16 protein-coding genes are annotated in these 18,882 nt (G+C 67.0%); 9 read left to right on the top strand and 7 right to left on the bottom strand.

Annotated features, from left to right (window positions below):
* Positions 1–148: 148 nt before the first annotated feature.
* Positions 149–790 carry a response regulator gene (locus AC5P8R_RS10940; RefSeq protein ID WP_006424175.1) on the bottom strand — a complete coding sequence of 214 codons (642 nt, stop codon included), beginning with the start codon at positions 788–790 and terminating at the stop codon, positions 149–151.
* Positions 790–1,986 carry a sensor histidine kinase gene (locus AC5P8R_RS10935; protein ID WP_032961359.1) on the bottom strand — a complete coding sequence of 399 codons (1,197 nt, stop codon included), beginning with the start codon at positions 1,984–1,986 and terminating at the stop codon, positions 790–792. The genes AC5P8R_RS10940 and AC5P8R_RS10935 overlap by 1 nt, the downstream gene beginning before the upstream one ends.
* 150 nt (positions 1,987–2,136) lie before the next feature.
* Here AC5P8R_RS10935 and AC5P8R_RS10930 point away from each other — a divergent pair, with 150 nt between their 5' ends.
* From AC5P8R_RS10930 to AC5P8R_RS10910, 5 genes are read left to right on the top strand one after another with little or no spacing between them, the layout of a single operon-like run.
* Positions 2,137–2,733 (top strand): GNAT family N-acetyltransferase, encoded by a 597-nt coding sequence (locus AC5P8R_RS10930; protein ID WP_014036357.1) that lies wholly within the window; start codon positions 2,137–2,139, stop codon positions 2,731–2,733.
* Positions 2,679–3,524 (top strand): septum site-determining protein MinC, encoded by an 846-nt coding sequence (gene minC, locus AC5P8R_RS10925; RefSeq protein ID WP_046429497.1) that lies wholly within the window; start codon positions 2,679–2,681, stop codon positions 3,522–3,524. Before AC5P8R_RS10930 ends, minC begins: the two co-directional genes overlap by 55 nt.
* A gap of 37 nt (positions 3,525–3,561) precedes the next feature.
* Positions 3,562–4,371, top strand: coding sequence for a septum site-determining protein MinD (gene minD, locus AC5P8R_RS10920; RefSeq protein ID WP_005415682.1), 810 nt, complete (start codon positions 3,562–3,564; stop codon positions 4,369–4,371).
* Between the two features lie 2 nt (positions 4,372–4,373).
* Entirely contained in the window at positions 4,374–4,634 is a 261-nt protein-coding gene (minE, locus tag AC5P8R_RS10915; protein ID WP_005408532.1) for a cell division topological specificity factor MinE, read from the top strand.
* 46 nt (positions 4,635–4,680) lie between these two features.
* Entirely contained in the window at positions 4,681–5,160 is a 480-nt protein-coding gene (locus tag AC5P8R_RS10910) for a hypothetical protein (RefSeq protein WP_014646351.1), read from the top strand.
* 210 nt (positions 5,161–5,370) lie between these two features.
* Here the strand turns inward: AC5P8R_RS10910 and AC5P8R_RS10905 are convergent, their stop codons facing one another.
* From AC5P8R_RS10905 to AC5P8R_RS10895, 3 genes are all read right to left on the bottom strand, one after another.
* Positions 5,371–6,615 carry a DUF819 family protein gene (locus AC5P8R_RS10905; protein ID WP_046429580.1) on the bottom strand — a complete coding sequence of 415 codons (1,245 nt, stop codon included), beginning with the start codon at positions 6,613–6,615 and terminating at the stop codon, positions 5,371–5,373.
* A 140-nt stretch (positions 6,616–6,755) separates the two neighbouring features.
* Positions 6,756–8,834, bottom strand: coding sequence for an alpha/beta hydrolase family protein (locus tag AC5P8R_RS10900; RefSeq protein WP_134966955.1), 2,079 nt, complete (start codon positions 8,832–8,834; stop codon positions 6,756–6,758).
* Between the two features lie 241 nt (positions 8,835–9,075).
* Entirely contained in the window at positions 9,076–11,040 is a 1,965-nt protein-coding gene (locus tag AC5P8R_RS10895; protein ID WP_014646348.1) for an OPT family oligopeptide transporter, read from the bottom strand.
* 200 nt (positions 11,041–11,240) lie between these two features.
* Between AC5P8R_RS10895 and AC5P8R_RS10890 the strand changes: the two genes are divergently transcribed.
* Both AC5P8R_RS10890 and AC5P8R_RS10885 read left to right on the top strand, forming a co-directional pair.
* Complete coding sequence (locus AC5P8R_RS10890) at positions 11,241–12,389, top strand: acetyltransferase domain-containing protein (protein WP_014646347.1); 1,149 nt, start codon at positions 11,241–11,243, stop codon at positions 12,387–12,389.
* 109 nt (positions 12,390–12,498) lie between these two features.
* On the top strand, positions 12,499–14,253 hold the full coding sequence (locus tag AC5P8R_RS10885) for a peptide MFS transporter (protein WP_049441185.1): 1,755 nt from the start codon (positions 12,499–12,501) through the stop codon (positions 14,251–14,253).
* 54 nt (positions 14,254–14,307) lie between these two features.
* Here the strand turns inward: AC5P8R_RS10885 and AC5P8R_RS10880 are convergent, their stop codons facing one another.
* Positions 14,308–16,296 (bottom strand): alpha/beta hydrolase family protein, encoded by a 1,989-nt coding sequence (locus tag AC5P8R_RS10880; protein WP_046429487.1) that lies wholly within the window; start codon positions 16,294–16,296, stop codon positions 14,308–14,310.
* A 163-nt stretch (positions 16,297–16,459) separates the two neighbouring features.
* A complete protein-coding gene (locus AC5P8R_RS10875; protein ID WP_005415673.1) occupies positions 16,460–17,095 on the bottom strand; it encodes a LysE/ArgO family amino acid transporter in 636 nt (211 codons plus the stop codon).
* A 137-nt stretch (positions 17,096–17,232) separates the two neighbouring features.
* Between AC5P8R_RS10875 and AC5P8R_RS10870 the strand changes: the two genes are divergently transcribed.
* Together AC5P8R_RS10870 and AC5P8R_RS10865 are read left to right on the top strand one after the other, a co-directional pair.
* Complete coding sequence (locus tag AC5P8R_RS10870; protein WP_014646344.1) at positions 17,233–18,138, top strand: LysR family transcriptional regulator ArgP; 906 nt, start codon at positions 17,233–17,235, stop codon at positions 18,136–18,138.
* A 185-nt stretch (positions 18,139–18,323) separates the two neighbouring features.
* Positions 18,324–18,770: a GNAT family N-acetyltransferase gene (locus AC5P8R_RS10865; protein WP_014646343.1), complete on the top strand. Its 447-nt coding sequence runs from the start codon at positions 18,324–18,326 to the stop codon at positions 18,768–18,770.
* Positions 18,771–18,882: the final 112 nt, after the last annotated feature.

The raw sequence follows: 18,882 nt of genomic DNA, 5'->3' as shown, positions 1-18,882 counted from the left end.
GGATTGGCGCACCGGTTTCCCTGCCGGCTGCGTATTTGTATGGACAAAGAATTCGAAGGGTAACGCATACCGCTACCCGGCAAGTAGGGGGCAACCTTGGCAGGAACCCGTAACTACGACCCAAGTCTTTGTACTTGAACGATTTTCTTCAGACCAGCTGGAGTTCGAACGCCTTCAGTACCGCACGCGTACGGTCGCGCACGCCCAGCTTGGACAGGATGTTGGACACGTGGTTCTTGATGGTGCCTTCGGCCACGCCGAGCGAATTGGCGATCTCCTTGTTGGAGAAGCCGCTGGCCATCAGCCGCAGGATCTCGGTCTCGCGGTCGGTCAGCGGGTCCGGGCGGTCCAGGCTGACGAACTCGTTGCGCATGTGCTCCAGGCCGGACAGCAGGCGCTGGGTCACCGCCGGCTGCACCAGCGAACCGCCGTCGGCCACGGTACGGATGGCACCGACCAGCTGCGCCAGGGTGACATCCTTGAGCAGGTAGCCCTTGGCACCGGCCTTGAGCCCGGCCAGCACCAGCTGGTCATCGTCGAACGTGGTGAGGATGATGGTCGGCGGCAGCTGTTCCTGCCGCGACAGCACCTGCAGTGCCTCCAGACCGGACATCACCGGCATGCGCATGTCCATCAGCACCACGTCGGGGCGCACCTGCGGTATCAGCTCGACCGCCTGCCGGCCGTCGCCGGCCTCGGCCACCACCTCGATGCCGTCGTCGAGCGCCAACAGGGAGCGGATTCCCTGCCGCACCAGGGTTTGGTCGTCGACCAGGCAGACGCGAATCATCAACGCACTCCTTCAGGAACCTTGGTAAGGGCCGCCACCAGCACCGTTGCCGGCACCGTCGCCCGCAGCCGGAAGCCTTCTCCGGGACGGGTTTCGATCTGCAGCTGGCCACCACATTGTTGCAGGCGCTCGCGCATGCCGCGCAAGCCATTGCCTACATTGACCATATCCGCGCCGACGCCGTCGTCGCGGGCCTCCACCACCACCCGGTCGGGGGCTTCACGGTACACCTTGATCCACAGGTGGCGGGCGCCGGCGTGGCGCACCGCGTTGGTAATGATCTCCTGGGTACAGCGCAGCAGCACGTGGGCCCGCTGCGGGTCTTCCACGTTCAACGGATCCTCGATCTCCAGCTGGATGTCCAGCGAGGGCACGTTCTCGGTCAGCGGGCGCAGCGCCGCGGCCAGATCGATCGCGCCGGTCTCGCGCAGCTGGCTGACCACCTCGCGCACATTGCCCAGCAGCAGCTTGGCCAGCGCGTGCGAGCGCTTCACGTGGTCCAGCGCCTGGCCCTCGGCCAGGTGGCCGGCGACCTCCAGGTTCAGGGTCAGCGCAGTCAGCTGGTGGCCCAGCAGGTCGTGCAGCTCGCGCGAAATGCGGGTGCGCTCGTTGACCCGCGCGCTCTCGGCCAGCAGGGCGCGGGTGGCACGCAGCTCCGAATTGAGCCGGCGCTGCTCGTCGCGGGCCTCGGTCTGCTGCCGTGCAACCAGGCTGGTCACGAAGATGAACATGGAGAAGCCGCCGTACAGCAGCGACTGCATCACCGCTTCGAACAGCGGGAAGCGCAGCAGCAGGTAATAGACCGGCGCCACCGCCAGCTGGCTGACCAGCAGCCACAGCACCCCCAGCCGTACCGACAGCATCCACGGAATGACCCCGGCGGCGACCATCATCAGGATGCTGCCCAGGCCCGAACCGCTGAGGAAACTGACCCCCAGCGCCGAGACCGTCAGCAACAGCAGCAGGCCGCGGTCCAGCCAGCTGGTGTGGCTGTCGCTGCGCAGGATGCGGGTCAACCAGTAGTAGGCCGTGCCGAAGGACAGGTAGGCGACGAACAACAGGATCGCCCAGCCGCCCATGTCACCGCGGCTGTGCAGGTTCTCGAACTGCGAGTACGCCAGGGGCAGGCCGACCATGACCCAGGTGAACAGGCCGGCCAGGCGGAGGACGCGGGTATGGCTGAGGACTCCCAACATGCCAGCACTCTACGGGCCGCGCCTGCGCACCGCACCCCACGGAAGTCATGCCTGCCCGGTCGCCTGTTCATGCCGCAGCCCACCCCGGGCATGCAATAATCGTGCGCAGGGTCCCTTGATGGACCAACCGCGTTACCCCACGGAGTCACAATGTCGATTGTCATCCGCGACGTGCGCGAGCACGAGCTCGATTCCGTCCTGGCTTTGAACAACAACGCTGGCCTGGCCATCCTTCCCCTGGATGCGGCCCGCCTGCGCCTGTTCTATGAAACCGCTGAGTATTTCCGCGTCGCCGAGCGCGACGGCAACCTGGCCGGCTTCCTGATCGGCTTCGGCAGCGATAGCCAGCACGACAGCAGCAATTTCGCCTGGTTCAAGCAGCAGCTGGACACCCCGTTCTTCTATATCGACCGCATCGTGGTCGCCAGCCGCCGTCGTGGCGGTGGCGTCGGGCGTGCGTTCTACGCCGACGCGCAGAGCTTCGCCGAGCTGCGCTACCCGCAGATGACCTGCGAGGTCTTCCTCGACCATGGCGCCGATGCCGCCCTGCTCTTCCACGGCAGCTTCGGCTTCCGCGAGCTGGGCCAGAACACCATGCCGCAGGTCGATGTGCGCGCCAGCATGCTGGCCAAGGAACTGTGCAGCTACCCATGGGTCCAGGAGACCTACGGCGACAAGCTGCCGGATGTGGCATGGACACGCGCCCGGCAGCTGCCGGCGCAGGCACAGCGGCCGACGGGGACCTGAGCGTGGCGGTGAATTTCGATTACGAACAGGCCGGTGAACTGAAGATCGGCCAGGTGGGCATCGCCAACCTGCGCATCCGTACCCTTGATGTCGAACGTCTCGTGCAGGAAATGCGCGAGCGCGTGACCCGCGCCCCGAAGCTGTTCGGCCGCGCCGCGGTGATCCTCGACTTCGGCGGCCTGAGCCAGGTGCCGGACGTGGCCACCGCGCAGGCGCTGGTCGACGGCCTGCGCAGCGCCGGGGTGCTGCCGGTGGCGCTGGCCTACGGCACCAGCGCGGTCGACCTGCTCTCCCAGCAGCTCGGCCTGCCGCTGCTGGCCAAGTTCCGCGCGCAGTACGAGCGTGCCGAGGGCGAACCGGCCCCGCCGCCGCCCGCACCTGAACCGCGCCGGGCAGCCCGTGCCGAACCGAAGCCTGCCCCGGCGACGCCGGTGGCCAAGGTGGCCGACGCCGCTGCACCGCAGCCGGGCCGCATGCAGCTGGGCAACGTGCGTTCGGGCCAGCAGCTGTACGCGGAAAACTGCGACCTGACCGTGATGGCCACCGTCGGCGCCGGCGCCGAGGTCATCGCCGATGGCAGCATCCATATCTACGGCACCCTGCGTGGCCGCGCGCTGGCAGGGGCCCAGGGCAACACCGCGGCACGCATCTTCTGCCGTGATTTCCATGCGGAACTGGTGGCCATTGCCGGCCACTACAAGGTACTGGACGATGTTCCGGACAACCTGCGCGGCAAGGCCGTCCAGGTGTGGCTGGAACAGGACCAGATCAAGATCGCTGCGCTGGACTGACGCAGCACCAAACTCATGCAGAACCAGGAGAAGTCCTTTGGCTGAAATCATCGTAGTCACCTCCGGCAAGGGCGGCGTCGGCAAGACCACTTCCAGCGCGAGCCTGGCCTGCGGCCTGGCGCGGCGCGGCAAGAAGGTGGCGGTGATCGACTTCGACGTCGGCCTGCGCAACCTCGACCTGATCATGGGCTGCGAACGCCGCGTGGTGTACGACTTCGTCAACGTCGTGCACGGCGAAGCCACCCTCAAGCAGGCCCTGATCAAGGACAAGCGCTTCGACAACCTGTACGTGCTGGCGGCCTCGCAGACCCGCGACAAGGACGCACTGACCCAGGAAGGCGTGGGCAAGGTCCTGAAGGACCTGGCCGCCGACGGCTTCGACTACATCATCTGCGACTCCCCGGCCGGCATCGAGAAGGGCGCCTTCCTGGCGATGTACTTCGCCGACCGCGCGGTGGTGGTGGTGAACCCGGAAGTGTCGTCGGTGCGCGACTCCGACCGCATCATCGGCCTGCTCGATTCGAAGACCCACAAGGCCGAATCCGGCCAGGACGTGCCGGCCTTCCTGCTGCTGACCCGCTACACCCCGCTGCGCGTGGAAAGCGGCGAGATGCTGAGCATCGCCGACGTCGAGGAAGTCCTCGGCCTGAAGGCGATCGGCGTGATTCCGGAATCGGGCGACGTGCTCAACGCCTCCAACAAAGGCGAGCCGGTCATCCTGGATGTCGAATCCGCTGCCGGCCAGGCCTATGAAGACGCCGTCGCGCGCATCCTCGGCGAAGAACGCCCGATGCGCTTCACCAACGTCGAGAAGAAGGGCTTCTTCAGCAAGCTGTTCGGAGGGTAAGCATGGGCCTGTTTGATTTCCTCAAAGCGAAGAAGACCACCGCCGAAACCGCCAAGAACCGCCTGCAGATCATCATCGCGCAGGAACGCAGCCACCGTGGTGGCCCGGACTACCTGCCGCTGCTGCAGCGCGAGCTGCTGGAAGTGATCAAGAAGTACGTGAACATCGACGTCGATGCGGTGAAGGTCGACCTGGTGAAGGATGGCCAGCACGATGTGCTGGACATCTCCGTGGCGCTGCCGGAAGGCCCGGACAAACCCTGATCCCCTGCCCCGCCCGTGCCTGCATGGGCGGGGCTGCCTGACCCGCATGACCGATACGACAACCGCCGTGGACATCACCTGCGTGGGCGACATCGCCTTCGCCGATGCGCAGTGCCTGCTCGCCGCGCATGGCCTGCGGCTGCACCACGTGGCCGCCGGCGAGCCGATTCCCGGCAGCTACTGGGGCGAGCCCGAGGCGGGCATCATCGCCAGCAACGTCTACGTGCGCGATGACACGCCCGTGCACTCGATGCTGCATGAGGCCTGCCACCTGATCGTACTGCCGCCGGAGCGGCGGGCGCAGGTGCATACCGATGCCACCGACTCGGTGGCCGAGGAAGACGCGACCTGCTACCTGCAGATCGTGCTGGCCGGGCAGCTGCCCGGCGTCGGCAGCCAGCGGCTGATGGCCGACATGGATGCCTGGGGGTATACGTATCGGCTGGGATCTACGAAAGCGTGGTTCGAGCAGGACGCCGAAGACGCGAAGGCATGGTTGATCGAACGCGGGTTGCCAGTGGCGTAAGGCGCGGGCGCGGTTGGCCACGGGCGCGTGGCGACGCGCCGGACCTTGCGGCGCCCCTCTTTCCACTCGGCGCGGTTCGAGCAGGACGCCGAAGACGCGAAGGCATGGTTGATCGAACGCGGGTTGCCGGTGGCGTGATTCACCGGGAACCGGGGTCAGATCCCTTTTTGCGTCGCAAAAGGGATCTGACCCCATCACCCCGTCGCCGTATCAGCCCTGCCCGGCCAGTGCGCGCAGGGTGATGCCGACGATGTAGGCCAGGTAGGTGCCGGTGGCATAGCCCATCGTGCCCAGCAGCACGCCCACCGGCGCCAGGGCCGGATGGAACGCGGCCGCCACCACCGGCGCCGAGGCCGGGCCACCGATGTTCGACTGCGAACCGACGGCGAAATAGAAGAACGGCACCTTCAGCAGCTTGCCCAGGCACCACAGCAGCACGATGTGCACGGCAATCCAGATCAGGCCAAGCAGGAACAGCCACGGGCGATCCAGCAGCGCCAGCAGATCCATCTGCATGCCGATGCAGGCGATCAGGAAGTACAGCAGCAACGAACCCAGCCGCGATGCACCCGCCCCTTCCAGGTTGCGTGCGCGGGTGAAACTCAGGCTCAGGCCCAGCGTGGTCGACAGCACCACCACCCACACGAACGGCGCGTCCAGGCTGAACTGCGACGCCCAGCTGACGTTGGCCTTGAACCAGGCCGCCAGCGGCGCACCGATCGCATGCGACAGGCCGACGCCGCCGAAGGCCACCGCCACGATCAGCATCAGGTCGGTCAGGCTGGGAATGCGTTCGTGCTCGGCCTGGAAGCGCGCGATGCGCTCCTTCAGTTCATCGATGGCCGAGGTATCAGCGCCACTGCGTGCATCGATCTTCGCTGCACGTCCTGCCAGGAAGATCAGCGCGGCCATCCACACGTAACCGACGCCGACATCGACCACCGCGAACTGGCCAAAGGTGGTCGCGTTGACGTCGAACACTTCGCGCATCGCCAGCATGTTGGCACCACCACCGATCCAGCTGCCGGCCAGTGCCGCCATGCCGGCCCAGGTATCGCCGGCCACGGTGTCGGGATGGATCGCGCGCATCACCAGGAACGCCACCACCGCACCGAGCATGATGCTGGCCGAGGCGCCCAGGTACATCAGTACCAGCTTCGGGCCGAGCCGCAGGATGCCCTTGATATCCACTGCCAGGGTCAGCAGGATCAGCGCCGCCGGCAACAGGATGTCGCGCGCGATCGGGTTGTAGAGCTTGGTGTTCTGGCCGTCGATCAGGCCGACGGTGTTGTAGATGCCGGGAATCAGGTAGCACAGCAGCAGCGCTGGCACGAACGTATAGAAGCGCTTCCACAGCCCCTGCTCGCGCGAGGCGGTCCAGAACACGGCGCCAAGGGTGGCGGCGATCAAACCGAAGACGACGATGTCGTTCTGGATCAGGGCAGTCGAAGGCATGCAGGCGCTCTGGTAGAGCCGGCCGCTGGCCGGCTGCTGGTGGCGGCAGATCAGGAAGGTGTGCCGACCAGCGGTCGGCACCCACCGGTAAAGCAGATGGTGAGACAGAAGCGCCGCCCCGGAGGGCGGCGCCGCAACCATCAGTTGCCGATGTGCTGCTTCAGCCAGGCATTGACGGTGTCATGCCACAGGATGCTGTTGTTCGGCTTCAGCACCCAGTGGTTTTCATCCGGGAAGTACAGGAACTTCGATTCGATGCCCTGGCGCTGGGCAGCGGTGAACGCGGCCAGGCCCTGCTCGACCGGGATGCGGAAGTCCTGCTGGCCGTGGATGACCAGGATCGGCTTCTTCCAGTCCGCCACGTGGTTGACCGGGTTGAACTTCTCGTAGTTCGCCGCCTTCTGGTACGGCGTACCGCCCTGCTCCCACTCGGTGAACCACAGTTCTTCGGTGGCGTAGCCCATCATGCGCTGGTCGAACACGCCGTCATGGTTGACCAGGCACTTGAACGGGCTGTTCCAGTTGCCGGCAATCCAGTTGACCATGAAGCCGCCGTAGCTGGCGCCCAGCGCACAGGCCTTGTCACCATTGAGGAAGGAATACTTCTTCAGCGCCGCATCCCAGCCCTTCTGCAGGTCTTCCAGCGGGCGGTCGCCCCAGTGCTGGCTGATCGCATCGGTGAACGCCTGGCCGTAGCCGGTGGAGCCGTGGAAGTCGATCATCACCACCGCATAGCCCTGGCCCGCGTAGGTCTGCGGATTCCAGCGGTAGCTCCAGCCATTGCCGAAGCTGCCCTGCGGGCCGCCGTGGATCAGGAACGCGACCGGGTACGACTTGCCTTCCTGGTAGTTGTGCGGCTTGACCACGTAGCCATGCACGGTGTCGTTGTTCCAGCCCTTGAACTCGAACTGTTCGTAGTCGCCGAAGCTGACATCCTTGAGCACCTCACCAGCGGCCGGGGTCAGCGCGCGCAGCTCGCCGATGGCTTCGCCCGCGGCCGGCAGCAAGCCAACCAGCACCTGGTCGTTGCTCTTCAGGCTGTTGCGGGTGATCGCCACGCTGTTGCCGGCCACATCGACCGAGGTCACGCTGCCGTCGCCGATCAGCTTGGTGGCCTTGCCGCTGGCCACGTCGATCTGGAACAGCGGGTGTTCGCCGAGGTCATCGGCAGTGGTGTAGATGCTGGCGCCGTCGGCGGACAGGGTGATGCCGCCAGCCGAACGATCCCACTGCGGGGCGATCTCGCGGGTCTTGCCACTGGCCAGGTCCATCGCCATCAGGCCGAAGCGGTCAGCCTCGAAGCCCGGGCGCTTCATCGCGCGGTAGAACAGGGTCTTGCCGTCGGCACTGAACACCGGGCCGGCATCCCAGGCCGGGTTGGAGGCGGTCAGGTTGACCGGCGCCTGCTTGCCCGCCGCGTCGAAGCGGTACAGGTCGAAGTTGGTCGACCACGGCTCCTGCTTGCCGGCCACGCGGATGCTGGCGACCACGCTGGCGCCATCCGGCGACCACGCGAAATCATCATTGCCGCCGAACGGCTTGGACGGGGCATCACCGTCGATGGTGGCGCTCAGCGCGGAAGCGCCCTTGACCGGACCGGCCTTGGCTGCCGGCAGCGGCGCGACGAACAGGGTGTTGCGGCGGCCGTCGTTCCAGGTATCCCAGTGGCGCACGAACAGCGAATCGAAGACCTTTCCACTGGCCTTGGCGCCGGCGACGTCCTTGAGCTTCTTCTCGGTGCAGGTCAGGTCCGAGGCACAGGCCTGGAACACGCCGGCGCTGAACAGCACGCGGTCGTCCTGCGGCGACACGTGGTAGCTGTCCACGTCGACCGGGAAGTCGGTCAGCTGGCGCGGGGCGCCGCCGCTGACCGGCTGCGCGTACAACTGCTGGCTGCCGTTCCTGGCGCTGAGGAAATACACGGTCTGGCCATCGGCCGACAGCGAAGCGGAATTGACGTTCCAGCCGGCCGGGGTGATCTGCTTCGGCGGCGCTGCGTCGCGGGTACGCAGGTTGCGCGCGTACAGCGCGGTGGAGGCCTTCAGGTTGGCATCCACGCTGCGCTTGGCGAACACCACGGTGCCGCCGTCAGCGGTCAGTACCGGCGCGGAGACGCGGTCCATGGCCACCATGTCGCGGACTTCCAGGCCACGGGCAGCGGCGACGCTGGGCAGGGCGGCCAGCAGGCTCAGTGGCAGCAGGGCATGACGCAGTTTCATCGGGGTCTCCGCAGGACGGCAAAAAACCGATGGTAGGCCCGTGCGGCCGGGGCTGCCAAGGCCATCGGTCATGGCTGCCGGTGGGGCGCGGCCCCGCCGCCAGAAAAAGCAAACCGCGCCGTGGCGCGGTTTGTGGGGACACCGGGGTCGGATCCGATTCCGACGGAATCGGCTCTGACCCCAGACGCTGTCAACCCGGGGTCAGAGCCCTTCCCTGCGGGAAGGGATCCGACCCCAACCCTTACGCCATGGCGCGCTTGCCGGTGCGGTAGATCAGCCAGCCGACCAGGAACAGCACGGCCAGGCCGATCCACTGTGCGCCCGGCAGGTGGAACGGCACGGCCAGCACGTCGGCGCGACTGCTCACCACGATCGGAATCGCGATGGCGATGCCCATCAGTGCCTCACCGGTGATCAGGCCGGCGGCGAACAGCACGCCCGGCTTGTGCACGCGGTCGCGACCTTCTTCGTCATCGGCACGCACCTTGTGGAAGCGCTCGACGAGGTAGGCGATCAGGCCGCCGAGGAAGATCGGCACCATCAGTTCCAGCGGCAGGTAGATGCCGATGGCGGCGGCCAGCACCGGCACGCGGAAGCGGGCGTTGCGCGACTTCAGCCAGCTGTCGAACGCGATGATGGCGGCACCGACCACGGCACCGATGCCGATGAAGGTCCACGGCAGTTCACCACCGAACAGGCCCTTGGCCACCGAGGCCATCAGGTTGGCCTGCGGCGCGGCCAGCGCGTTCGGGTGCAGCTCCGACTTCACGCCGATGCCGTAGGCGGTGGCCAGCAGGTTCAGCACCGGGGCCATGATCAGCGCGCACGAGAACGCACCGATGCCCAGCATCAGCTGCTGCTTCCACGGGGTGGCACCGACGATGTAACCGGCCTTGAGGTCCTGCAGGTTGTCACCGCCGACCGCTGCAGCACAGCACACCACCGCGCCGATCATGATCGCGGCCACCGCGCCCAGCGGCGCGCCGAAGGCGCCGACCGGCTGCAGGCCATCCTTGCCCAGCAGCACCACCAGCACGGCCGAAGCGAACAGGATGGTGGAGATGGTGATGCCCGAAACCGGGTTGTTGGACGAGCCGATCAGGCCAGCCAGGTAGGCCGAGACCGAAACGAACAGGAAGCCGGCGACGATCATGATGAGGGTCATCGGGATGGACACGTGCCACTGGCCGACGATGGCCTGGTACAGGGCCAGCAGCGGCAGCACGAACACCACCAGGGCGACCAGCATCCACTTCATCGGCAGGTCGCGCTCGGTGTGCGCCAGCACCGGGCCACCGCTCTTGCGGGCGGCGGCAAAGCCGCTCTTGACGCCGTTGAGCAGCGACTTGCGGAGCGAGATCAGGGTCCAGATGCCACCGATCAGCATCGCACCGACGCCCAGGTAGCGCATCTTCGCGCCCCAGATGGCGAACGCGGCCTCGGTGGACGAGGCAGCGGCAACCGACGCGGCCAGCGCCGGGTCGGTGTTCATGAAGAACGCCTGGTAGATCGGGATGGCAATGTGCCAAGTCAGGATCGAGCCGGACACCACCACGATGCCGACGTTGAGGCCGACGATGTAGCCCACGCCCAGCAGTGCCGGCGACAGGTTGGTGCCGATGAAGGCGGTGACCTTGGAACTGCCGACGTAGGCCGAGGTGGCCCAGGCATCGGGAATCAGGCGCATGCCGCTTTCCGCGGCCAGCTTGACGAAGGCACCGATCACCGCCGACAGGCCGAGGATCTTCAGGCCCGGGCCCGGGTTCTCACCGGCCTTGAGCACTTCGGCCGCAGCCTTGCCTTCCGGGAACGGCAGCGGGTCTTCGACAATCATCGAACGGCGCAGCGGCACCGAGAACAGCACGCCCAACAGGCCACCGAGGCCGGCGATGCCCAGCACCCACCAGTACTTGAAGTCCGGCCAGTAGCCCATGATCACCAGCGCCGGGATGGTGAAGATCACACCGGCGGCGATCGATGAACCGGCCGAGGCGCCGGTCTGCACGATGTTGTTCTCGAGGATGGAGCCACCGCCCAGCAGGCGCAGCACGCCCATGGAAATCACCGCGGCGGGAATGGCGGTGGCGATGGTCAGGCCTGCGAACAGACCGAGGTAGGCGTTTGCGGCCGACAGCACCACCGCCAGCACGATGGCCAGGGCCACTGCGCGGAAGGTGAGCTGCTTGGGCGCAGCGTCGTGGTTCATGGAAGCCCCTGCTGGCAAAAAATCCCTGCCACGCTAGCGTTCAGGGCAGATCAAGTCCAGCGTGCCAAAGGATGGGGGCGTGTGCTGCGGCGCAATGGGCCGGTACGTGGACCGGCAATCGACCGACCCGGCAAAGTCCGGCTGGGCACGCCGTAAATGATATGTTATATCTTAATGATACCTTGTTGTTACTGCATCGCATGCCCCTTTCCCCCTCCCCCCGCCTGGCCTCCATCGACCAGCTGCGCGGCACCGTGATGCTGTTGATGCTGCTGGACCACGTGCGCGAGACCTTCTTCCTGCAGCACCAGGTGAGCGACCCGATGGACGCGGCGACGGTCTCCCCTGCGCTGTTCGCCTGCCGTCTGCTGGCCCACCTGTGCGCCCCCGTGTTCGTGCTGCTGACCGGGCTGTCGGCCTGGCTGTACGGCCAGCGCCAGGCGGATCCGCGCGGGGCCACAGCTGCGTTCCTGCTCAAGCGCGGGCTGTTCCTGGTGGTGCTGGAACTGACCCTGGTGAATTTCGCCTGGACCTTCCAGCTGCCGCCGGAAACGCTGTACCTGCAGGTGATCTGGGCCATCGGGCTGAGCATGATCGCGCTGGCCGGGCTGCTGTGGCTGCCCCGCCCCGTGCTGCTGGCGGTCGCGGTCGCGGTGGTGGCCGGGCACAACCTGCTGGATGGTGTGCGGGTGGAAGGAAACGGCCTGCTGGCGGTGCTGTGGAAAGTGCTGCACCAGCGCGACTGGATCGAGGCCGGCGCGCTGCGCCTGCGCACCTCCTACCCGGTACTGCCGTGGATCGGGGTGATTGCGCTGGGTTATCTGATGGGGCCCTGGTTCGGCCGCGCGCGCGCGCCGGAGCAGCGCCAGCGCTGGCTGCTGTGGGCAGGCGTCGGCGCGCTGGCCCTGTTCGCGCTGCTGCGGTTCGCCAACCAGTATGGGGATGCTCCCTGGTCGTACCAGACCACTACGCTGCGCACGTGGTTGAGCATCTTCAACGTCACCAAGTACCCGCCGTCATTGCAGTTCCTGTTGCAGACCCTGGGCGTGGGGCTGTTGCTGCTGCGCTTGTACGAATGGCCGCCCCTCGCGCGTGCGCTGCGCCCGCTGTCCGATATCGGCGCCGCGCCGATGTTCTTCTACCTGCTGCACCTGTACGTGCTGAAAGGGCTGTACCTGGCCGCGTTGGCGGCCTGGGGGCCGACCCATGGCGAACTGTATGCCCTGGATTCGGTCAGCGGCCTGCTGCTGGTGGCCTGTGCGCTGGCGGTGGTGCTGTACCCGCCGACGCGGGCCTTCGCGCGGTTCAAAGCGCGAAGGCGCGATCTGCCTTGGTTGCGATACCTGTGAGCGGTGCCCGCCGGGGGAGCGCCATCCCTGCATGGCGTGGATCCACCGGCGGCTGCCTGCCCAGGCCCAGAGGCCTATAATCGCGCCCTTTCCGCTGTCCCCGCCGTCGATGACCGTTGCCGCCTCTGCTTCCGACGACTTCCTGGGCCACCCCAAGGGCGTCTACGTCTGCTTCTTCACTGAAATGTGGGAGCGCTTCTCCTTCTACGGCATGAAGGCGCTGTTGCTGCTGTACCTGACCAAATACCACCTGTTCGGCGACAAGGCCGGCCTGGACCTGCTCGGTGCCTACGGTGGCCTGGTGTACTGCATCCCGGTGTTCGGCGGCATGCTGGCCGACCGCTGGCTGGGCATGCGCCGGGCAGTGCTGTTCGGCGGCATCCTGCTGGTACTCGGCCACCTCGGCATGGCCTTCGAGGGCCACGCCGCGTACCGGGTGAACGGCGAAGTGGTGCGCGACACCTCGGCGCTGGCGGTGACCTACCTGTCGCTGGCGCTGATCATCATGGGCGTCGGATTCCTGAAGCCGAACATCTCCACCATTGTCGGCAAGCTGTACGCCAAGGACGACCCGCGTCGCGACTCGGGCTTTTCGCTGTTCTACGCCGGCATCAACCTCGGCGCGCTGTTCTCGTCCCTGGTGTGTGGCTTCCTCGGTGAGGCCTACGGCTGGAAGTACGGTTTCGGTGCGGCCGGCATCGGCATGCTGGCCGGCCTGGCGATGTTCCTGTGGGGCCAGAAGTACCTGCAGGGCCATGCCGAACCGCCGCAACCGGCGGCGCTGAAGCAGAAGGTGCTGGGCCTGCCACGCGAATGGCTCATCTATCTGTGCGCGGTGCTCGGCGTGCTGCCGGTGGCATGGCTGATGTGGGCCGCCGGCAACGGCGCATTCGCGCTGGGCGGTGAAATCAGCCTGGCGCTGATGCTGATGCTGGTGGTGTTGGGCGGCGTGCTGGTCTGGTTCGCCTGGTTCACCGGCACGAAATGCACGCCGGTGCAGCGCCAGCAGATGATCGCGCTGATGGTGCTGATCTTCATGGCGCTGGTGTTCTTCACGATGTACGAGCAGTCCTACGGCTCGTGGGTGACCTTCACCGACCGCCTGCTGACCAAGGACATCGTGCCCTCGCTGGTGATCACCGGCGGCACGCCGCTGCCGTGGTCGATCCTCTCGCTGCTGCTGGCACCGCTCGGCTTCGTGGTCAGCGCGCGCCTGTCGGAACGGCGCCCGGGCTCGGCCGCGCCGCGCACGTTCTTCGCCGCCATCGTCGTACTGATGCTGGTGCTGCTGGTGCGCGACTGCCTGGTGATTCCGCAGACCGCCGGCTCGCTGACCTACCTCGGCGGCCTGTTCCTGGTGCTGCTCGCTCCGGCCTTCGCCGCGCTGTGGACGTGGATGGACCGCCGCGGCTGGGAACCGGGCAAGCCGGTGAAGTCGGCCTGGGGCCTGGTGATCGGCGCGCTGTCGTTCGTGCCGCTGGCGCTGGCCGCACAGCAGGTGGGCGCCACCGGCGAGATGGCCAGCGTGTGGTGGCTGGTGCTGGCCTACTTCCTGCTGGCCAGCGGCGAGATGTGCCTCTCGCCGGTCGGCCTGTCGGCGGTGACCCAGCTGGCCGTGCCGCGGGTGATGAGCCTGATGATGGGCACCTGGTTCCTGGCCACCGCATTCTCGGAAACGCTGGCCGCGCTGTTCGGCAAGCTGGCCGCGATCGAGGTGCCGGAAGGCGAATCGCTGGACATGGTGGCTGCCGCCGGTGCCTACGCGCACCTGTTCTGGCTGCTGATGTGGATCGGCCTGGGTTGCGCGTTGGTGGCCTTCATCGCCGCGCCGCTGCTGAAGAAGATGATGCACGGGGTGAAGTAAGTCCCGCGTGCCGAAGACCAGGGCGGCGGAAAATTCATCCGCCGCCCTGTCAGCTCAGGGCGCCTTGTCCTTGCCGGCCACGGGCGCGGTCGTCGCGGTCTTGCCCCCCAGGCTGCGCGCCAGGAACGCCAGCAGCTTGTCGTAGTACTCGCTGCGATGCGCCTCGGTGTAGAAGCCGTGGCCTTCGGTCTTGTAGTACAGGCTTTCCACCGGTGTGCCGGCGCGCTTGAGCGCCGCTTCCATGCGCTCGGTATGCTGGATCGGCGCACGCTTGTCTTCGCCACCGGCCGCGAGGAACACCGGCACCTTGATCCGTTCGGCCAGGTTCACCGGCGACACCGCGCCCAGCTTGGCCGGATCACCCAGCCATTCGCGCAGGTAGGTCACGCCTGAGCCGCGGTCCTGGATATCGCCACGGGTGTACATCATCGGCAGGTCGTAGACCCCCACATAGCCGGCCGCGCACTGATACAGCCCGGGTTCGCGGGCGGCCCCCATCATCGCCGCGTAGGCCCCGTAGCTGGCGCCATAGATGCAGATGCGACGAGCATCGGCGATGCCTTCGCTGATTGCCCAGCGGGTGGCATCGGTGACATCGTCCTGCATCGCCGCGCCCCACTGCTGCGCACCGGCCTGGGTGTGGGCCCGGCCGTAATTGCCCGAACCACGGAAGTTGACCTGCAGCACGGCATACCCGGCGGCGGCCAGCATCTGGGTTTCGCGGTCGTACTGGCCGGAATCGAAGATGTCGAACGGACCGCCATGCGGCATCACCACCATCGGCAGGTTGCGGCCGTTGCTGCCGGCCGGCAGGGTCAGGAAGCCATGCAACGGCAGCCCGTCCCGCGCCTTCAGTGCAATCGGCTTCACGCTGGCACTGCGGTCCACGTCAATCCAGTCGCTGCGGCTGATCAGGTGGTCAGCCTTGCGCGCCACCGTGTCGTAGACGTAGAAATCGCCCGGGTTCGAGCCCGACCAGGTTTCCACCAGCACGACACGGCCATCGCGGGTGCTGGAGGTGATGTAGACCGGCCCTCCGAAGGCGGCTTCCAGGCTGCGGTACAGGCGCGCCTCCGGCGACTTCTCGTCGAAGAACCGGGTACGCGGCGTATCGCCCAGATAGAGCGCGCCCACCGGCACGTGGGTGCCGGGCCGATGGATGATCCGATACGGATTGACCACCTCGTCGCGCAGCAGCGTGGCACGCTCGCCGGTCTGCGGGTTCCAGCTGACGATCGCGTCCGGGCCCTGGGTCTGCTCGACGTTGAGGTAGGCCAGGCTGTCATCGGCCGAGAAGCCGAGGGCGGTTTCGATGCGCTTGCTGACGGCCTCGTCGTTGATCAGCTTCCAGCTGTCGCCACTGCGTTCGCGGAAGTACAGCTTGTTGATGTTGTCGCTGCCCGAGCCATGCACGAAGCGCACTTCGCCGGCGCCGTCGGTGGTGAACTCGCCGCGCCGTACCGGCGAGGACGCCACCCGCGAGCGACGACCCGTAGTCACATCCATGCGATCTACGCGGGTGTACGGATCCTCGGCCAGCGGCCATACGGTCACCAGCACGTTGCGCTCGTCGCCCGGCAGGTCGTCGGCCAGGAAGGCGGCCACTGCTTCGACCTTCTTCGGCTGGATGCGGGTCCCCGGGCCCTTGCTTTCGACGCGATAGCCGACCAGCAGTTCGCCGCGGTTGCCGTTGGCGTCGATGGCATAGAGTTCGCCGGTGGGATTGGGTTGGTCGAGCGAGCCCCACTTCTGGGCCAGGCCGATCAACAGGCGCTCGTTGCTGACCCAATCGAATTCCTGCGCGTGGTTGCGGCTGGGCGGCCAGAAACTGCCGACCACCTCCTTGTCCTTCAGGCGCAGGATCGCGATCGCGGTGCTGTCCTCCCTCGGCACCGTTGCCGCTACGTACTCGCCCCCCGGCGAGATCTTGATGTCGGTGAAGGTCTCCCGGCGCAGGTACTGCGTCAGCTCCACCGCCCCCGCGCTGCCTGCGGCAACGCCCCCGATGACGGCCAGTGCGGCCGCCAGAATCGTCCTGTGCATCCTTCCCCTGCTCCTGTGGACACCTTGTCCTGGTCTCCGATTCTAGGCAGGGCAATGGGTTTCCCGCCAGAGCCGGAAAAGACGACGGCACCGTTGCCGGTGCCGTCGTTGCCACTACCTTGGAGAGAGAGTCAGGACGTGGGTTCGGGGGGCGTGCGCCGGGTCAGTGGACCCCGCGCACCGCCAACATGAGGGCCAGGATGCTGAGGATCACGGCGATGGTGCCGTCGAGCACGCGCCAGGTGCTGGGCTTGGTGAACAGCGGCGCCAGCAGGCGTGCGCCGAGGCCCTGCGCGGTCAGCCACAGGCAGCTGGCCGTGACCACGCCCGCAGCGAAGGCCATGCGGGCATTGCCGAAGTTCTCGGCGATGGAGCCGATCACCATCATGTCCAGCCAGAAGTGCGGGTTGATCAGCGAGAAGCCGACCGCGGCCATCAGCACCGCGCGGCGGCTGCCGTCGTCGCTGTCGGCCTCGCCCATGCCACCGCCGCCGGCGATCGCACGGCGTGCCGACTTCATCGCATACCAGGCCAGGAACGCGACACCGGTCCACAGCACGGCGGTGGTCAGCCACGGCAGCGCTGAAGTGAGCGTGCGCAGGCCGGCCACGCTGGCGAAGATGAAGATGGCATCGATGGCCGCGCAGGTGGCGACCACCGGCACGATGTGCTTGCGCAGGATGCCCTGGCGCAGAATGAAGGCGCTCTGGGCCCCGACCACGGCGAACAGGCCGATGCCGGTGGCTGCACCAGAGAACCAGGCACCGAGGCCGGTGCTGGCGGAGATGACCGAGAACATGGGATTCACTGCCTTGTATTGCTTGGGGGACGGTGCCTCGCGAAGGCGGACAGCACCGGAACGGGCGCCATTGTCGCGCCGCAACATGAAAAAGACGAGCTAAACTTCCTAAACCAACATTAGCGGAGCTTAATTCGATGCGCATCGATCACGCCCAGCTGCGCGCCCTGGCCGCGGTGATCCGCGAAGGCAGCTTCGACCGCGCCGCGCAATCGCTGAATGTCACGCCCTCGGCCATCTCGCAGCGGGTCAAGGCACTGGAGGACCGGATCGGCCGCCTGCTGGTCAAGCGTGGCACCCCGGCCACCGCGACCGCCGAGGGCCAGTTGCTGGTGCAGCTGGCCGAGCAGACCGCCCTGCTGGAACACGATGCGCTGCACCGCATGGGCCTGGCCGACGAGGACCTGCCCCAGGCCAGCATCCCGGTGGCAGTGAACCACGACAGCCTGGAAACCTGGTTTCCGCAGGCCGCGGCGCAGTTCGCGCAGGGTACCGGGACCACCCTGGACCTGCGCGTGGAGGACCAGGACCACACCGTCGAACTGCTGCGCCAGGGCACGGTGCTGGGTGCGGTGACCACGCTGGACGAGCCGGTGCAGGGCTGCCAGATTCACGCGCTGGGCAGCATCCGTTACGCGGCGACCTGCACCCCCGAGTTCCGCGAACGCTACTTCGCCAAGGGCGTGACCGCGCAGGCACTGGCGCAGGCACCGGTTCTGGTGTTCAACCGCAAGGACGAAATGCAGTCGCGCTTCGCCCGGCGCATGGCCGGCGATGACCTGCCCAGCACCGCACCGACCTGGTGGATTCCCTCCACCCGCGCCTTCGTGCAGGCCAACCTGGGCGGCATGGGCTGGACGATGAACCCATTGCCGCTGGTCAAGCGGCACCTGGACGCCGGCCGCCTGGTCTACGTACGCCAGCGCGCGTGGGAAGACGTGCCGCTGTACTGGCAGCACTGGAAGGGCGACGTGCAGACCATGGCCCTGCTGACCCGCGCCGTGCTGGATGCATCCTCGGCATTGATCCGGCGCAAGCGCTGACGCACAGCGCAAAAAGGGGACGGAGGGGATTAAGTCGCTTAAGGCCAATACGACATCCAAGGCAAATACGGCTTAATCCCCTCCGTCCCCTTTTTCGGGGCTCCATCGGATCTCCATCAAGCCTACACACCGGGTCCATGCGCGATGCGGATACTGGCGGGCCGACCATTACAAGGATGTCCGGCATGCCCGTGTACCTGCGCGACGCCCGCCCCGAGGATGCCGCTGCCTGCATCGACCTGCGTGGGCGCACCCGCGAGAACGCCTTCAGCGCCGAGCAGCTGGCCCAGCTGGGCATCACTGTGGACAGCTGGGCGGCCGGCATCGCCCAGGGCGATTCGATCGGCCGCGTCGCCTGGGAGGGCGAGCGCATGGCCGGCTACTGCTTCGCCGACCGCGACAGCGGCGAGGTGCTGGTGCTGGCCCTGCTGCCGGACTACGAGGGCCGCGGCATCGGCCGCCAGCTGCTGCAGGAAGTGGTCAGCCTGACCCGCGATGCCGGCCACCGGCGGCTGTTCCTGGCCTGCTCGGCCGACCCGCGTTCGCGCTCGCACGGCTTCTACCGCCGCCTGGGCTGGCGCCCGACCGGCGGGGTCGATGAGGCTGGCGACGAGATCCTTGAGCTGGTCTGATCCCACCGTCGCCGGGCATCGCCTGCCGCCCATGTGGCAGCACCGCGAAACGTCGGATGCTGCGTTGCATCAAAAAAGGACCGGATCCGGTTAGAATCACCGGTGGATGATG

This window comes from Stenotrophomonas sp. YJH_SMC_73 (assembly GCF_059370155.1).
This window is presented reverse-complemented; position numbering and strand designations above follow the sequence as displayed.

What these genes read in the sequence shown, in the direction of transcription:
- AC5P8R_RS10875 (WP_005415673.1), bottom strand. Translation starts at nt 17,095, where the DNA reads ATGTTCTCGGTCATCTCCGCCAGCACCGGCCTCGGTGCCTGGTTCTCT.
- AC5P8R_RS10900 (WP_134966955.1), bottom strand. Translation starts at nt 8,834, where the DNA reads ATGAAACTGCGTCATGCCCTGCTGCCACTGAGCCTGCTGGCCGCCCTG.
- AC5P8R_RS10885 (WP_049441185.1), top strand. Translation starts at nt 12,499, where the DNA reads ATGACCGTTGCCGCCTCTGCTTCCGACGACTTCCTGGGCCACCCCAAG.
- AC5P8R_RS10890 (WP_014646347.1), top strand. Translation starts at nt 11,241, where the DNA reads ATGCCCCTTTCCCCCTCCCCCCGCCTGGCCTCCATCGACCAGCTGCGC.
- AC5P8R_RS10880 (WP_046429487.1), bottom strand. Translation starts at nt 16,296, where the DNA reads ATGCACAGGACGATTCTGGCGGCCGCACTGGCCGTCATCGGGGGCGTT.
- AC5P8R_RS10865 (WP_014646343.1), top strand. Translation starts at nt 18,324, where the DNA reads ATGCCCGTGTACCTGCGCGACGCCCGCCCCGAGGATGCCGCTGCCTGC.
- minC (WP_046429497.1), top strand. Translation starts at nt 2,679, where the DNA reads ATGGACACGCGCCCGGCAGCTGCCGGCGCAGGCACAGCGGCCGACGGG.
- AC5P8R_RS10935 (WP_032961359.1), bottom strand. Translation starts at nt 1,986, where the DNA reads ATGTTGGGAGTCCTCAGCCATACCCGCGTCCTCCGCCTGGCCGGCCTG.
- AC5P8R_RS10940 (WP_006424175.1), bottom strand. Translation starts at nt 790, where the DNA reads ATGATTCGCGTCTGCCTGGTCGACGACCAAACCCTGGTGCGGCAGGGA.
- AC5P8R_RS10870 (WP_014646344.1), top strand. Translation starts at nt 17,233, where the DNA reads ATGCGCATCGATCACGCCCAGCTGCGCGCCCTGGCCGCGGTGATCCGC.
- AC5P8R_RS10905 (WP_046429580.1), bottom strand. Translation starts at nt 6,615, where the DNA reads ATGCCTTCGACTGCCCTGATCCAGAACGACATCGTCGTCTTCGGTTTG.
- AC5P8R_RS10910 (WP_014646351.1), top strand. Translation starts at nt 4,681, where the DNA reads ATGACCGATACGACAACCGCCGTGGACATCACCTGCGTGGGCGACATC.
- AC5P8R_RS10895 (WP_014646348.1), bottom strand. Translation starts at nt 11,040, where the DNA reads ATGAACCACGACGCTGCGCCCAAGCAGCTCACCTTCCGCGCAGTGGCC.
- AC5P8R_RS10930 (WP_014036357.1), top strand. Translation starts at nt 2,137, where the DNA reads ATGTCGATTGTCATCCGCGACGTGCGCGAGCACGAGCTCGATTCCGTC.
- minE (WP_005408532.1), top strand. Translation starts at nt 4,374, where the DNA reads ATGGGCCTGTTTGATTTCCTCAAAGCGAAGAAGACCACCGCCGAAACC.